10 protein-coding genes are annotated in these 17,225 nt (G+C 41.9%); all 10 read right to left on the bottom strand.

The window, feature by feature from the left end; translation table 11 throughout:
- Nucleotides 1-11: 11 nt before the first annotated feature.
- Nucleotides 12-3,143: a TonB-dependent receptor gene (locus OGI71_RS25790; protein WP_282253027.1), complete on the bottom strand. Its 3,132-nt coding sequence runs from the start codon at nucleotides 3,141-3,143 to the stop codon at nucleotides 12-14.
- An 18-nt stretch (nucleotides 3,144-3,161) separates the two neighbouring features.
- Nucleotides 3,162-4,487, bottom strand: coding sequence for an IPT/TIG domain-containing protein (locus OGI71_RS25785; RefSeq protein ID WP_282253025.1), 1,326 nt, complete (start codon nucleotides 4,485-4,487; stop codon nucleotides 3,162-3,164).
- A gap of 351 nt (nucleotides 4,488-4,838) precedes the next feature.
- Complete coding sequence (locus OGI71_RS25780) at nucleotides 4,839-5,555, bottom strand: hypothetical protein (protein WP_282253023.1); 717 nt, start codon at nucleotides 5,553-5,555, stop codon at nucleotides 4,839-4,841.
- A gap of 274 nt (nucleotides 5,556-5,829) precedes the next feature.
- Nucleotides 5,830-7,014 (bottom strand): glycoside hydrolase family 76 protein, encoded by a 1,185-nt coding sequence (locus tag OGI71_RS25775; RefSeq protein WP_282253022.1) that lies wholly within the window; start codon nucleotides 7,012-7,014, stop codon nucleotides 5,830-5,832.
- Between the two features lie 70 nt (nucleotides 7,015-7,084).
- On the bottom strand, nucleotides 7,085-8,212 hold the full coding sequence (locus OGI71_RS25770) for a glycoside hydrolase family 76 protein (protein WP_282253021.1): 1,128 nt from the start codon (nucleotides 8,210-8,212) through the stop codon (nucleotides 7,085-7,087).
- Between the two features lie 9 nt (nucleotides 8,213-8,221).
- Nucleotides 8,222-9,364, bottom strand: a complete 1,143-nt coding sequence (locus OGI71_RS25765) for a SusE domain-containing protein (RefSeq protein ID WP_282253020.1) — start codon at nucleotides 9,362-9,364, stop codon at nucleotides 8,222-8,224.
- Nucleotides 9,365-9,441: 77 nt separating this feature from the next.
- Nucleotides 9,442-11,067, bottom strand: coding sequence for a RagB/SusD family nutrient uptake outer membrane protein (locus OGI71_RS25760; RefSeq protein WP_282253019.1), 1,626 nt, complete (start codon nucleotides 11,065-11,067; stop codon nucleotides 9,442-9,444).
- An 11-nt stretch (nucleotides 11,068-11,078) separates the two neighbouring features.
- Nucleotides 11,079-14,516 (bottom strand): TonB-dependent receptor, encoded by a 3,438-nt coding sequence (locus OGI71_RS25755; RefSeq protein ID WP_282253018.1) that lies wholly within the window; start codon nucleotides 14,514-14,516, stop codon nucleotides 11,079-11,081.
- 211 nt (nucleotides 14,517-14,727) lie between these two features.
- Nucleotides 14,728-15,900, bottom strand: coding sequence for a FecR family protein (locus OGI71_RS25750; protein ID WP_282253017.1), 1,173 nt, complete (start codon nucleotides 15,898-15,900; stop codon nucleotides 14,728-14,730).
- Between the two features lie 104 nt (nucleotides 15,901-16,004).
- Nucleotides 16,005-16,610 (bottom strand): RNA polymerase sigma-70 factor, encoded by a 606-nt coding sequence (locus OGI71_RS25745; RefSeq protein ID WP_282253016.1) that lies wholly within the window; start codon nucleotides 16,608-16,610, stop codon nucleotides 16,005-16,007.
- Between the last annotated feature and the right edge of the window lie 615 nt (nucleotides 16,611-17,225).

Raw genomic sequence — 17,225 nt, 5'->3', positions numbered from 1 at the left:
TATCTGTTCTACTAAAAATTGATATAAGCTTGTACGGAATAAGTAGATGGTATAGGATATTTGCGTCCGCCCCAGGCAGCCTGTTCCGGATCAAATATTTTTACATTATCCCAGATATATAAGTTGTTACCTACAAACTGGAGATCCATAGATTTTACACCTACCCGTTTCAGAAAATTCGGACTGACATTATAGCTTATCGTAAGCTCTTGCAAGCGGATATATTTTGCATCGCCTTGCCAGAATGTGGATAGTTGGCTGTTGTTGCTATTATTCCTATATTGCAAGCGTGGGAAACGGGCGTTTGGATTTTCGGCTAACGCTAAGTCAATACCATGCTCCAACGCATATTCTCTAGGAATCCAACGGTTGTTAGGGTCATTTGCTAAAGAAATCAAGTTCCCCTGTGCCCCTGCAAAGAATGGCATATAGCCCATTCCTGTATTTTCCCAAACCTCTTTATACTTCATGGGTTGCCCTACGTAGAAAAAAGAGGTCTTGCCTGTTCCTTTGAAGAGCACACCTAATGATAAGTTTTTGTAGCGGAACTCTCCACCAAAGCCATACATGGTCAAGGGATAGTTACTATGCGTCAGCGGTACTTGGTCTAAAGTATTGATCACTCCATCACCATTGACATCCTTATACTTGATATCCCCTGGCAAAACAGCTCCAAAACTCTGCGTAGGACTATATTTGATATCATCCGCATCTTTAAATAAACCAAGTGATTGGTAGCCACGAATAGAATTATAAGGATAACCATTGTATTCCAAATAAGGGTATTCCAGATAAGCTTGTTCCCAGTTTTGAACCACATTTTTAGAATAGGTAAAATTACCACGAAGTGTCAATGTCATATCATTATTGATTTTTGTGGTATAGGTAATATTACCATCTGCTCCAGAACTTTTCATACGTCCGACATTGGCATAAGGATTGGAAATTACCCCTACATAATCTGGAACCTGTACACGTGGCTGGAAAATACCATTACGTTGATCTTGAAAAAAATCAATCACAAAATCAATCTTATTATTGAAGAGTTTCCCTTCTATCCCCAGGTTGGATTTGATCGCTCGCTCCCAAGCAAGATTATCAGCTCCAATACGGGTTTCGGTAATTGTTTCAATACCGCCAACTCCCCATACACCTTTTTGATAGATATCTGCCTTTGTCAAATAGGGAAAACGTACAGCATTGATAATTCGATCGTTACCGACCGTACCGTAAGAAGCTCTAATTTTAAAATAATCTAACCAAGGAGCAGCTTGTTGTACAAACTTATACCCTGTTGGTACCCAGCCTAGTGCAATAGATGGGAAGAACCCATATTGGCGGCCCGGTTGAAAGTTTTCCGACCCCGTATATCCAAAGTTGGCATCTAATAAATAGATATCTTTATAACCGTACGTAAATCTACTCGACACGCCCTGATAACGAACGGGAATAGCGGTAAGATTATTTGTCGCGTCGTCCGTGTCTTTGGCATCACTTAGGTAATAATAGAGCAATGCCGAAGTGCGGTGGTCCTCACCAAATTTTTTATCGTAATTCAAACTTGACTCAAAGAAATACTTACGATATTGTCTCAATCCTTTACTGTATTCAGCGGGTCTTTCCTGTACTTTTTGAGCCATGATTAAAGAACCATCCACATTGCGTCCCGTCGCTTCATACAGTGCAGGCTGGATCCACCTCCGCTCGGAAAAATAACTATGAATGTCGTAAGCGCCCTGTGCACGTATTTTCAATCCTTCCGCCAAGCTTTTTAAATCTTGATCAAGTGCGAGTGTTATTTTCCCCTTATAAACCTGTTGATTGTAACTACCTGTGCGATTTATCATGACATAAGGTGATGAACGTTCTCCACTACCGATACCTGGCAACAGCCCGTTGGAATATTGAATCGGGATAGAAACCGGCGTAAGCGTAGACTGGGTTTTCCAAATAAAGTCAGTATCTGCTATACCTGGTTCTTTTTTATCCGAAAGAAATCCATCCGATCCTAAGAAGACTTTGGTCGTCTTTGTCAAGTTGATATCCAAATTAACACGGTAATTGTAGGTATTGTAGCCTACGTTGGAACTGTAAATAGAATTTTTATCCACTTTGTAAGCAGCTGTTTCGGTATTAGCACCCAAGCTCAAGAAATAACGGGCAACCTCAGATCCGCCACGACCAGATGCATAATAACTTTGACGCCAAAAGTTTTTATTCAATATTTCGTCCTGCCAGCTGACATCCGGATACATATCCGGATCTAGGTTATTTTTTATTATCCCCAATTCTGTATTGTTAAATAATGGTTCGCTATCGCGTACAGCCGATGCTTCATTGGCCAACAAAGCGTAATCATAAGCGCGAAGGTATTCTGGTAGGCGACTGAGGTGAGACATTGTTGAATTGACACGTCCTGTGATCTGAATACGGTCTACGGTACCACGCTTTGTTGTCACCAAGACAACCCCGTTAGCCCCCCTTACACCGTATACTGCCGTAGCCGATGCATCTTTTAAAATGGAGAAGCTCTCTACGTCTGCCGGGTCAATTGTATTTAAGTCACCTTCCAGACCGTCAATAAGAACAAGTGCTTTCGCATTAGCTCCAAAAGTACCTATTCCACGTACCCAAAAGTCCGCGATATTTGCGCCAGGCTCACCCGAAGTCTGCATGGAAATAACACCCGCAGCACGTCCCCCCAATAAGTTGGCAATGGATGGTGCCGGGCTCTGCAATTGCTTAACATCTACCGTTGTAATAGCACCGACGGAACTTATTTTCCGCTGTTTGGCTCCCAAACCGACGACCACAACCTCATCTATATTTGTACTTTTATCCAGTAATTTAATTTCTAGGTTTGTGGTGGATGCGATGACTAAATGTTCAGTAGTTTCGTATCCCACACTAGTAAACACCAACATATCCCCATAGACAGCCTGAATGTTAAATTTACCATTTTCGTTTGTCGAAGTTGCGCCTATGGGTTTATCCTTGACATATATAGAAACTTTGGATACCGGCTTCCCTTTATCATCAACAACGGTACCCGCAATCGTTAACTGTTCTTGTGTTTGTTGTGCAAACGTAACCGAAAAATAGAGATATATCGGCAGTATACACAAGAAATGAATGATCTTCATGATATTGTAATAAGTTAATTATTCGATAACTAGTTTACGGATGCGTGCATTGCTCCAATCGGCTATATAAATATCCCCTTGATCATTTACTGCCACTCCCCAAGGCTGGTTGAACTGGGATTCAACTGGTCCACCATCTTTGTAACCCGCTTTTGTCGGTTGTCCTGCAACCGTTGAAACAATACCATCGGCGGATAACATGCGGATGCAATGATTACCATAATCGGCAATAAACATATTTCCAGCCTTATCAAATTTGATATCCTTGGGATAGTTGAATATCGCATCCTTTACAGGTCCGTCCCTAAATCCGGAACCTCCTGGCGCATTAACACGTTTAAAGCCCCCAGTACCATTTGGATTACGTAGATCCAGAACAGATATACCTTGAGCAAAAGTATTAGGGCTGGCATTAGAGTGTAGTGTGATGTAGAGCTCCCATGGTTTAGCTGGATTGATCGCCTGTCCATACTGCGAGCCATAAGGTCCTTGATGAACAATTGTTGCTGCATAGGTAACTGGGTTTATTTTTGCAACCTTCCCATCGCGAAAACGCGTATAGAGGTGTCCATCATAAGGACAGAATGTAACGAAGTTTGCGTATCGATCGGCCTGCACAATAGACCCGTAGTCAGCAGCAGAGAATTGTGCGTTACGTTGACGTAGTGTCCAGGCCTCCCTTGGATCGAAAGAAAAAAACACTTCAGCTACGGACTCGTGTGAAACTGTCATTATACCTGTCGCACGATCAACCGTAACCCCATTGGCATAGGGATTGGGCGAAGATGCCGCTGAGTACAGTGGAGTCACAACATTTTCTTTCTCGTTGATACGCGCAATACCGAAAGAACCTCCATCGCGCCAGGTCATAAATAAGTTGCCCTGAGCATCCATATCCAAGTATTTACCATAGACATGAGCTTGATCAAGCGTTCCAGCCAAAAAATTCTTATCCCCGGTCCCTGTTACTGTGCTAACCTGTGCCTGAATATGATAAGTAAATGAATCCTTATAAACGACAGAATCTTTACCAATAACAACAGAAATCTTAGGATCATCACCTGGTAATCGAGGTATAATGGCATAGATACGTTCGCCACTAGCGGAGATTACGGAGGCCTGCGCATTGTTGAAATACACTTTAATATTATTTGGATCAGACCCAAAATTTTCTCCATCTAATAAAATTTTGTCTTTGGCTCCACCTTCCATAGGATAAAAAGTCGTCAGAACGACTGGTTTGTTAGGATCGTAAGCTTTCTCATTGAGCTCACTTTTACTCTTACAGCCTGCAAAACACAGTGCGATCACAAAAGAATAAGTAGTTAATAAATAATGGTTCATTACATAAATAGATTACATAGGAATAAATCGTTTTTACAGCTGCAATATTAGAAATACACTGTTTGGTTATTATTACGAACATATTATGATAAGATGATGATTTAACGTTTTTTAACACAAATATTCACATTGTATTAATATACATCATTCTTGCGCGGAGTGCGCAATCACAATATCTAACATAGATAATAGGCTAATATGAATAATGGCTATGTAATTGGCTTTTGATGGACAAGTGACCCCAAAAACGCCCAAGCTTGCGAGTGCAATGAGCCCCTAAACGATGGGTTTTGAATGAACAAACAGAAAAACGCGGTCGACGGTGGAAATCGGGAGATCAGCTATTTATTCTCAGAAACCAGATTTCACTGTTACATTTCCAAGTGTATCTACTGTTTCAAGAATTGCCTGATTATTTTTATCGACCATAATGCGGATTCGAGGCCTTCCCTGACTGTCATGTATAAATAAACCGATCTCATCCTTATAGTTTTTACCTAAAAACATACGGTCAGTCGCCAGAAGACCTTCGTTACGCATAATCGTTACTGCGGAATCTCGCACTTGTTTTACGCCCGAAGTAGTCAGCTCTTTATATCTATCTTGTCGCTCCGCAAAGGCATCTTCTTTCCCATAACTCCATAATTGAAGCCCATATTTCCTTTTCTTGGTCTGAGTATCCTCCATATACTGTAACTGCATGATCTGATCATCCTGATATTTATCTATGGAATAGACCATTCCAGCGCTCTCTTTGTCATTATCGTATACAAGTCCGCCACATTCATCTCCATCGCGGTTAAAGAAAATCAATCCGGCCTCTCTTTCCCTTGGTTCGAGATCCTTTCCGATCATTCTTCCGGGATGCTGCCGAGCCTTATTACTCAATACCATTTTAATTGTACCATCCGCCTCCCGAATGTTTATCCGTTCGACGTCAAGAACAGAGCCACTTCTGTCATCCTTTAACACAATAAATACAGTTATTATCATTCCCAGAAAAAGGACTAGACATACTCCTATCAGTACCCTAACTTGCCTTTTCAATGTTAAAATCTCCGAATTCATAATGGATTAATTTAATGGACCCCGTTGAGCTACCCCGTAAGATTTATATATTTTTCCTTAGACTTGAAACAATACCTATATCATTAATAATCAAAGCTATAAAATAATATTCTATCATTTTCATAAAAGCCATAGGAAAGTAATCTTAAGGCGCAACAAAAAGGCCACATTGTGAAATGTGGCCCTAAATAAGCTTACGCCCCATCTGTGATCAGCCGTAATGATTTGTTTTGTTCAGTAATAAAACTGACAACAACACCTATAAAAGAAACTACTAATACCCGAATTTTGCTAAGCGGCCGTACATCTCCACAAAAGCACATTGATCCAACAACCACTTGGATTTTTTGGGTTTCTCCAATGTCCAGTCGGCATCAAACAGCCCATCCTGATCGCGCATCTTATGCCATGCCAGATCAAGATTTTTCGCAAAAATATCCATGTATTTTCTATTCCCATCCTGTTCGAACAAACTGATATATCCCCGCATCATGACAGCATGGAACCAGACATTGCTATTTTTTAATACTGGAAAATCAATTCCATCTCTGGTCTGAAAAAAATAGCTTAAACAAGCTTCAGCCAGCTGCTGCGCATCAATCAGATACTTTTTTTCCTTCGTTAGTTTATAAAGCAAGGCTGCAGCCTGCAACATCTGGCCTGAATTATAGGAATATTTGGCTTTATCTACCTTCCCATTAAGATGAATATTATCCCAATATAGCTTGTCATCTGGATCTTGCAGACCTGCTTTTGTCCATTCATATAGCCGTCGACCTTCATTTAGATAATCCTTCTGGTTGGTTGCTTCAAATAGTTTTAGCGCGAACACTGCTGCGGGAGCATTCGAACAGGTATTTTTGGATTCCTTCTTTTGCTCACACCAATAAATACCACCGCCAAGCTTGTTATCTTCACCACTCTTCACAAAAGCCCATATTTCTTTTGCATATTTGAGGTAATCAGCCTTTTTGGTCTGGATATAGCTATCAGTAAAATCAATCCCCAACCATATATTGTCATCATAAAAACGGTCTGATGCTGGTGCGGAATTGATATATGACGCATAGCCCACAGGTACACGCTGTTCATCTCTGTATTCACGGAGTCCTACCAGTACCTTTTGATCCAATACTTTCTGATGGTCGGCTTTATCCTTTGACAGCTCCATCAATGCATTTACGGCCGAGAAACTGCCAGAGAAAGGCCAGAGATAGGCGTATTTTTTCTGCTGCCCTGCTTGTTCGTTATTATTCAGATAATCTGCTTTAAAATTTTCATCAAAAGGATATTTTTCGATCAATAATTTATTTTCAGCGCCCCCATATTTGTTATAGACCACATCTAGGGTCTTTTGCGCGCGTTCGGAGAATTGATCTTTTTTAACTTGCGCCTGCGTCGTCAAATAGCATAATCCTGTCAGAAGTAATGTCGTCGTTATCTGGTTTATTTGTTTCATCTGCATCTATTAGTTTAATGAAGCCATCAGGAACTAATGCTCATCTAATGGCTCCGAGGTATCCAATCTGTTATTTTGACCTTATCTGATAGCGTGCCAGCCCTTCAAACAGCATGGCAGCACTGGCATAAGCTGAAATTTCGCTGTTACCAATCGGTGGCTGAGACCAAGAAGAGCCAAATAGTAGCGTTGGCAGGCTGGTTCCTTTGGTCCAGGCAATTTTACCGTTGTTAACCAAAAACTTCTCAAACTTTGCGCGATAACCTGCATCGATTCCCTCCAGGTTCAAATATTCAACAAAGTACCGGATAAATATACCCTTAAACAGCGCACCGTCACCATTGCCTTCGTCGCGCAAAATATTATTACCCACATCTATACAGCGGGTAATAGTGTAATAACTAATTTTCTGCGCATCGACCAGATAGATCGGATCTTTGGTAATCTTAAAAAGCTCCACAGCCGTACCAAGAAAAGTTCCCTGATTATAGGTCAACGTGGTCACATCAACCGCATCTGTCTCGCCATTGATATTATCATATACAGCCCCTGAAGATGGATTATATAAGGTTGCTTTCTGCCATTCATAGATCTTTTTGGCCCAGGTCAGGTAGTTTTCATTTTTTGTTAAATTATAAAGTCTAGCCGCAAGAATGCTAGCAGGTCCATTAGAACAAGCATTCTTGCTGTATAACATATCCTTGCGCCAGGCCAATCCACCGCCAGCATATTGCTCATTCCAGGCTTTCAAAATATCAGTCCATAAAAGTAGTACCGCATCGAGATATTTCTGCTCCTTGGTCGTCTCATATAGGCGCAGCATAGTCAAGGCATTCCACTCCATATCATCATAGAATACATTATAGTAAGTGTTGCCATTTTTAACCCTGACGCCCTCAAACCATTTACTGAAATAGGCGCTGTATTTAGCGTCCTTCGTCCGTTGGTAGGCATCAATAACCACGTCCATCGCGTGGGCATTGGGCCAGTATTGAAAGCCCTGATCCGATTGGTTGATGGCATTGTTGAAATATCCCGCTTCATTCCAGAAACCAGAGATCATTTTGTCGGACACCTGCGTAGCGACCGCTGTCCAAGGTTCCTGAATCGTATCATCGTATAGATAGGTATCCTCGACTTTTGTACACCCAAACAGTAAGAACAGCATGGATGAGATTATCACTATTTTCTTCATCATTTCCTCTTTTTAATTTGGAACTACGGCATGTGTATAATCTTTGTCCCCTTGTAAGATCATGGAGATTTTGGTCGGATGCCCATCTACTGCATCCACAAATTTCCATTTGTCATCCCATTGCGAAAGATTAGGTAATATACGGACAAAGTAATACGATGGGGCTGAAGAGCTGTTTGGTGGGCTATCGGTACCCGTCTGAGTCCCTAATTGTACAGTCTCTGCCTTTCCGGCCTTGACCGTTTCCATCTGGAACTTATAGCGTTGGTCGCGCCCCCAGCTTTCCTGCTTAAAGTTGATGACACCTGTTGCCGACCAGATACCCTTGCCTTGATAAGGGAGATCCAGTACCACCGCACCTGAAGGTGAGAAATAAACACCCATGCTTTTGATTTCAGAATAGATAATCGTCGAAACGTTGAAATCAATTCGAATTCGATACACCGCAGTCTTGGCAATGGTATTGCTACCGGTCGTTTCTTCTTTTATCTTGGTTTGATCTTCGGAATAGAATACACGTCCATCCGCCGATTTGCGATCCGTAAAGATATATTTTTTACCGGCTTCCAATTTTGTAAAGACCTCATATTCACCATTACCAATAAGCTTAAACGGTATTGCCTGAGCAATGGCGGTACCGTTCTCAGCACCTTCACCGGTGATAAACAATTCGTCCGGAATATCTGCAAACCCTTCCAGCGTTTTGATATTCAGGTTTTTTTTCACTTTACTCAGCACACGTTTCATGCCCCGTATAGAATACACGGACCAACTGATGTCACCACTTGCGCCAGGTTCTATCCCAGCTTTGGCCGCCACCTGATTCAATATTTTGTGACTGATATTCGCGCCGTTTGAATTTCCGTTATTGTCCGAAGTAACGGTATATAGTGGCTTGCTGAAATCGCCATTTACCTTATCAAAAACAACTTCATATTGGGCCGCTCCCCCATCGGCAACCCGTGCAGATTCCCATTCAAAATACAGAGCCGCAGAGGTCGAGCTCAATAATTTGACTGCCTTCCCATCCGCAGGTGCATATAAATTCTCCACAGCGGATACATCCGCATCCGAGTATTTCATATCGTCTTTTTTGCAGGAAACGATGTTCGCAACCAATGCGAGCATTGCTATAACTTTAAAATACCATTTCATGTCTTTATCTTTAATTTTGTAGTTCAAAACGGACCTTGTTCACGCTATCGTTTGCAACGGTTAGTTTCGATTAAATTTTAGTTTGAATAGCCTTGATTATTGGGCAACAAATTTTTATTCAGGTCAATCTGTGTCCTTGGTACCGACCATAGATAATCTCTACTCTCGTCAAATCGTCTAATATCCAATTTGATATAGCTATTGTTGCCACCGTATTTAGCACCGGTCACCTGTCCGTCCAAAAAGGTTTTACCTGCTTTCCAACGTACGATATCATAGTAACGCAGCCCCTCTAAAGCGAGTTCGCTTCTTCGTTCATTTCGTACGATCGTTTTCAGATCACCAGTGACAGGAAAGTCCAGCGCTTTATCCACTACAAAGCCTGCTCTTTTGCGGATAGGTTTGATTGTCATATCCCAAATTGTGGCATCGAGTTGCCCCAGTGCCTCTTTTGCTTCGGCATACATCAGTAAGATATCAGCATATCTGAACATAATAATATTAAGCCCGGCATCGTATTTTACCGTCGCTGTCACATCGTAATATTTCTTTACATAATAGCCGGTTGCAGAAGCATTCGCACTTGCTCCCTGATACTCATCCAAGCGCTCTTTATCTGTACCTCCGGAGCCTGGCTTGATAAAAATCTTACGAACTGTCCCATCAAAGTCAGTCCATTGGCCACCATGAAAAACGAGAGTTGCCGCCATTCGTGGGTCACGGTTTATGTAAGGATTATCACTGTTGTAGTTAGGATCCGTGTTTATGGTATTTCCATCAAGGGTGATATAGTTGTCAACAAGGCTCTGCAAAGGGGCATAGCCGTTCAGTCGCGCCTGAGCAGAGATCGGAGCGGCATCATAGAGTTTATTCCAGGTTTTCAACTGTGGCACATACCCGTAATCCAGAATCACCTCCGAATTGTATTCTTTTGCTGCAGTAAACAATTCCGGATAACTATCGAAAAGCGCATATGTCCCAAATTCCCCTTGTTTCTTGATCAAGTTCTCACAATACTGCAATACTTTGTTCCAGTTGCTCTCATAGAGAAAAGCCCGCGCCTGAAAAGCCGAAGCCGCACCTTTTGTAATTCGGCCTCTGTCATCTGCAGGCAACACATCTTTGCTGGGCAGATCAGCCATACATTCATCCAATTCCTGGTGGATAAATGCCATGACGGTTGCCTTGGCTGTCCTCGGAATGACTTTAGACTCCTCTAGGGATATGTCTTTGGTAAAGAAAGGAACGTCGCCGTAAAAATTGACCAGTCTAAAATAGAGGAATGCTCGGATAAAGCGTACCTCCGCAATCCGGCGTTTTTTGAGCACAGCATCCATTCCGGGGACACGATCTACATTTTCAAGGTAGACGTGACAGGTCTTGATGCCGCCATAGAGATCGGACCATTCCGAAGCAAAACGTCCCAACGTAGGGTCGGCAGTTCCATTGCGGATAGCGCGTTGGTCGGTATTTGACCGCCCTTCAAAAATATTATCACTCAGCGCTTCATCATTCCATAACCGGTCGGCTGAGAAGAGCTGATTATAGGCCATATTGACCATTTTTTCTGCGTTTTCTGGGTAATCCCAAAAGTTCTCATCAGTAAATCTATCTGTTGGCAAGGTATCCAACTTATTGCAGGAAGTGAAATGAACAACAGCCATTAAACTCAAGCCTCCTATAAGTAATTTATATAGTCTCATCACATAAATGGTTAGAATTGAATATTTAATCCGCCGCCATAATATTTCAACGTTGGATAATTGCGGGCACTATTGGCTGAACCTCCCATGTTGGAATCAAATTCGGAAGACTCGGGGTCTATCCAGGAGTTTTTACTCAATGTCAGCAAATTTTGGGCATTAACAAAGAAGCGTACCCGCTGTAGACCCCATTTAGAAATGACATTCTTTGGTAATGAATATCCTATTTGGAGATTTTTCAGACGCGCATACTTCCCATTGAAAAGATAGAGATCAGAATCTTTCCCAAAGTTGTTTGTTGAGGCTGTAGATCCATTAGCTGTAAGTCGAGGCCACTGCCCATCAATATTTGTCGGTGTCCAGTAATCCAGTTGATGTTGATAAATAGCATACGAATAATTCTGGTGAAAGGGTTCGATCAGTTCACCGCGGATCATCATATCCCGTTTACCAACACCTTGCCAGAACATGCTAAAATCAAAATCCTTATAACTGAGGTTATAGGTCAGGCCGAATGTAAATCGTGGAAAACCATTACCAAGGACAAATCTATCCCGTGCATCGATCATTCCATCATTATTGCGATCTACATATTTGACATCTCCTGGTCGCAGATCAGCGGCAGTGATGCCACTTGGCAGGGCCGAGGTCTCTATGTCCGAAATGTTCTGGAAGAGTCCAGCCATTTTGTAGCCATAATAGGAATTGTACGGCAAGCCTACACGTGTCAATTTGGTGATATTATCTACTGTTGAAATCCGGTCATCTCCCGGCATGGAGACAATCTTATTGTGGCTATCGCCCATATTAGCGTTAATCTGGTGCTGAAACTCACCTGTTTTAGCTTGATAGGTCAGGTTGATCTCCCAGCCTTCATTGTTCATTTCGCCTAAATTCTGGTTTTTTAATAAGGTCCCAAACACGGATGGGATCTGTGGTGACATCAGAATATCTACTGTTCGCTTCTTAAAGTAATCAAAGCTTGCCGTCAGTTTATCCTGAAAGAAAGTTGCATCAAGGCCAACATTGAAATTATAGGTTTTCTCCCAGCGCAAGTCCAAACTGGCATAGTTAAATCCCGCGGCAGCTACTGGCTTATTGTTAAACCCATAGCTGTTTGGATAGGATTCATAAGTAAAATAATACGAATAGTCATCTACGGCCTGATTTCCCAGTACACCATAGGTGGACCGAATCTTGAGGCTACCGACATGCTCCTTATACCAATTCATAAACTGCTCTTCCGATGCTCGCCATCCAAGTGATCCTGATGGAAAAAATCCCCAGCGGTTTGCCTTTGAAAACTTGGAAGATCCATCGTAGCGAAAGCTGAATTCGGCAAAATACTTACTTTCAAAGTCATATCCGGCACGACCGAAGATTGAGTTGATGCTATTCTGTAAAGTTCCATTTGGTGTGACACGGGCACTGGCAGGATCGATAACTGTTCCGGTAGTAGGTGTTCCCAGCACTGGATCGGTAAACTTCATTTTAAGTTCATTTTGTCTACGAGTATAGGACTCATTGGATGCACCAATCAAACCCGAAACGTGATGGCTCCCGAAGGTCTTATCGTAATCCAGCAGTAACTGGAAATTCAGCAAAGAGGCTTTTTCATTAAAATCTTCTGTATTACGATCCGAATTTACGAATACCTGTGGCTGCAATGCATCAGGGTTGGAATACAGGGGTACTTGGATCCGTCGGATAAAACGATGGTCTGCATAGATATCTGCGCCAAAAATACCGCGCAGCTTCAAACCGTCGAACAGTTTTGCTTCGAGATTCAGATTGATGTTAAAATAGTCATTATCATTTTTGATATAACCGCCTTCATTTAGTTCCGCCAGGGGGTTCTGATCTGTCAAGGCGTTGTTGACCAGGTATTTTCCATTATCGGCCCGCATGCGATAGTAATAATAAGAAGGGAGGCGGGAAGCATTGATAATAGCACTTCCGGCAGTATTGCTCATATTGTTGTTACGCGTATAAGCTAAAATCGAGGTCAGTTTAAAACGACCGATCTCAGTACTGAGGTTCGTCCGCAGATTATAGCGTTTTACCCCAAAATCCTGTCCAACAAAATTGCTGGGCTGATTATAAAAGCCTCCCGAGAATAAATAAGAGCTTTTTTCACCACCACCTATGACGCTGATATTATATTTTTGTTGAAACGAATTTTTCATGATTTCCGGCAAATTCCATTTCTCAATATCTTGGTGTGCGTACAGATCTGCAATCGCCGCCGGCGAAAATTGTGGATCCATTCCTGAGTTGGTGAGCGCAAGATTACGTAAGGTCGCGTTTTCATAGCCAGCAACTGGGGAAAACAAGATTTCGGGTTGCTGCACACCCCATTGCGTCCCAAGTGCAACTGAGGGTTTCTGATTTTGGCGCCCCCTTTTTGTGGTTACCAAGATGACACCATTTGCCGACCGTGAGCCGTAAATAGCTGTGGAACCTGCATCTTTGAGTACCGACACGGTTTCGATATCGTCCGGATTGATCTTGTTCAGTGTCCCACCTTCGGTAATAATTCCGTCAATCACTACTAGTGGCGCATTGCTATTTACCGTAGATATTCCACGGATATTGATGTTCATTGAATTATCGTTTGGATCCATACTTTTCTGTTGAATGGTCAAACTTGGGGAAGCGCCCTGCAGGGCCTGTGTGACGTTGCCGACCGGTCGGTCCTGAAAGGTCTTTGCACTGATCTGATCGACAGCACCGACAACCCGCTGCCGCGTCGTAGTACCATATCCAATAACGATAACTTCTTCCAGCTGGCTATTGCTGCTTTTCATCAGCACATGCAACTGTCCCAATTCCTCTGTACGCATAGTAGCGAGTTCCACAAGCTGCTGATCGTACCCGACAGAGGAAAAAATCAGTGTAGATTTAGGAGAAAGATTACCGATCGTAAAACCACCATCAGCGGCAGTGGAAGTTCCAGCTGATTCATTGCCTTTTACGCGAACGGAAACGTTGGCAAGCGGTTCACCACGCTCATTGGTCACCCGTCCCTTGATGATTGCCTGAACTGGCACAGTCTCTTGCTGTACTGATGGGCCTATGCTTGTAGACCGGGGCTTGTCCCGAATAACGATTGTCTTGCTGTCCATCTGATACGACAGCGGCTGATCTGCAAAAAGCTGAACCAGTACATCTGACAACATACGGTCTTTTACTTTTATATTGACAGGTGTAGCCGCCGACATTTGCCGTTCTGTATAGAGAAAATTGTACCCTGTCTGTGACTTGAGGTCCTTAAATATTCTTTTAAGGCTCATATTAGAGTATTCCAATGTTACCTTTTGTGCAAAAGTCGAAGCGCTAACCTGCATAAAAGTAACCAAGATAATTATGGTCGTCAATCGCATAATAAGCCATAGTTTACGGAATAGCAAATATGCTATCGCCTTTTTTCTGATATAATTTTGATACATTTGCAAGGTTTGATTTGCAGTATATTCGAGTCGTCCAAAACAGAAATATAATGCAGATTGGATAGTTAAAATTTAATTGTCCCAAACAGCAACCGAGTCCTTCGGGATCTTGGTTGCTTTCTTATAGCCCACCGTGGTGACTATTCGTTTTGTATATTTCTATTCATCAGTTGCTTTTTTAGGTATTTATAATCAATTATTTATTAAATAATTACGGAAGAACATATAGGGTTTTCCCTTCAATCCTGAAATGGACTGCCCCCGTATTTTCAAGCAGATTTAGGACTTGCTTTACGTCATCAAAGCGGGATATCCCACCACCGAACTTCTCTGTTGTTTTTTTTCCCTGATAGATCACATCCACGTTATACCAGCGTGCTATTTTGCGCATTACACTTTCGATATCATCCCCATCAAACATAAATTCGTGACTGGTCCACGCAATTATTGGAGCTGTATCTACTTGCTGTAACTTAAGCACTCCGTTGGTGTTAAGACTCGACTGTTGTCCTGGAAGCAACCGAAGTTTTTGGTTGCTGGAAGATACTTCGACACTCCCTTCTAAAAGGGTAGTCCGTAATACTGGTTCGTCAGCGTAGCTATTTACATTAAAATGAGTACCCAGTACTTTGATCTGTTGACCGGATGTCTTGACGATAAAAGGGTGTTTGGGATCCTTTGCTACCTCAAAATAGGCTTCTCCTGTCAATTCCACTTCCCTTTTTCCCTCCAGGGCAAACCGCATTGGATATTTAAGGGCTGAAGCGGCATTGAGCCATACTTGTGTACCATCTGGTAGCTTAATCCGATAGGTTTCTCCTTTGGTTGTTGATAATATATGATTGCCGGCTCCAGCACCAACATTTCCCCCTACTTCGTAGATCAATTGTCCATCATTACTTTTAGATATCTTGATCCCCATTTCATCTGCAATCTGTCCATTCATGGTCTCCTGTAAGCGAATCTGCTCGCCATTGGCGAGAGTTAAGGTCGCGGATTGTTTTCCTGGTGAAATCAACTCTTGCGCGGACGGTTGGTTTTGGGGATCACTTGCACCATCAAAAAACCACCAGCCAGCAAACATTACTCCAATGACGATAGCGGCAGCAGCAGCCACAGGTTTCCAGGACCACAATGATCTCACTTTCGGTTTATTTATCTGAAGATGTAATTGCTCCCATGTGTTATCCAATACGAGCAGGAGTTCGGGATCCTGAAGCAAGGCTTGATCGACAGGATCATCCAGTACCTCCTGGATCAGTTCCTGCAGCAGTATCCGGTCTTCCCCAGATTTTATATAAGACAGAAAAGCGCGGGAATTTTCCTCACTGAGTTCCCCATGTATATACTGCCTCAACGTATGTTGAAGTATTTTTTTCTCCACAATTGGTTATCTTCTTTTTAGCTAATACACTTCAAAAGCAATGATCATCTGCTCCCGTTGCAATTTTATTTTATATTTTTTCAGCCTAAAGAAAATAAGATGAATTAATGATGCTGGAGAAGTATAAAAGAGGCAATTAGCAGCGTGGACTTATCCAAAACACCGTGCCTTTCTTTGATGTATTTAGTAGCTTTTACAATATGATCATTGATAGTCGAAGTCGATATTCTTAATAAGGTACTTACTTCGGCGTAGCTTTTACCTTCGATCTTACAAAGCTTGTAGATCAGTCTGCGCTGGGGTGGAAGCTGTTCAATCGTCTGGGAGAGCCATTGTTCGTCCTGTTTTTCGTCTAATTGTTCCTCTACATGGCTATATAATTGTGTATTATGGAGACTAAGGTAGGCTTGAATCTGTTTCTCCAAATTATTTTTACGGATAAAGTTATATACGGTGTATTTTGCAATCTGAAACAGGTAGGATCGAAAAGACTGTTCGGGATCAATTAGCTCCCGCTTATCCCATACTTTTATAAAAACTTCCTGTAAAAGCTCAGCAGCATCCTGTTCGGACTTGACCATTTTACGAATGTTGAGATAGATTCGGCCACTGTAGAGGGTATAAATTTGACGAAAAGCTGTTTGGCAGCCCGAACGCAGGGCCAACAGGTTTTCCTTCTCTTCAATATGATCATATTTCGGTTTATACATTGTCACTCCGGTGAAAATATAAAAAATGGGTCACCAAATCTCGGACCTTTCGCTCATAGTGATGACAAAATAGCAAGAACTATCCCCTTCGTTGAAAAGTAAAAATGCTATAGCTTTATCATATTTTGGTTATCCCCTATCCGTCTTAGGTCACATTCAATAAATTTATTACCGCCATAAAATCTGATAATAAACTCGTGCTGGCATTCCGAAAAATTTTAGATTCCAGGACGTCTATCGCTTAGCTATTGATATATCCATAAGATTGAATAAAACAAATATAAAAAAACTAAAACGGTTTTGCTTATTTCAGAAGAAAATTAACAAATGATCAGGCGACAGCATTTTTTGCTTCCCTATGGATTTTATAAACTGTCCTTTGTCTTAATATAACGAGGAAACAAAGTGTATTGGTTCGAATTATCTTATCATTTAATAGGGACTTTATACGGACTTCATAGGGACCTCATTCGGACCTCATTCGGATAAAAGCGTATAAAGTCCGTTTTAAACACGAATAATATACCTGTTAAATAAGTATTATTTAGAAAAGAATCTCCTACCTGCTCCCTTAAAAACAGAAAAAGCCAGATCGCAGGATGGCACTGAATCTAA

The sequence above is a fragment of the Sphingobacterium sp. ML3W genome, assembly GCF_029542085.1.
Lineage (GTDB): Bacteria > Bacteroidota > Bacteroidia > Sphingobacteriales > Sphingobacteriaceae > Sphingobacterium.
This window is presented reverse-complemented; position numbering and strand designations above follow the sequence as displayed.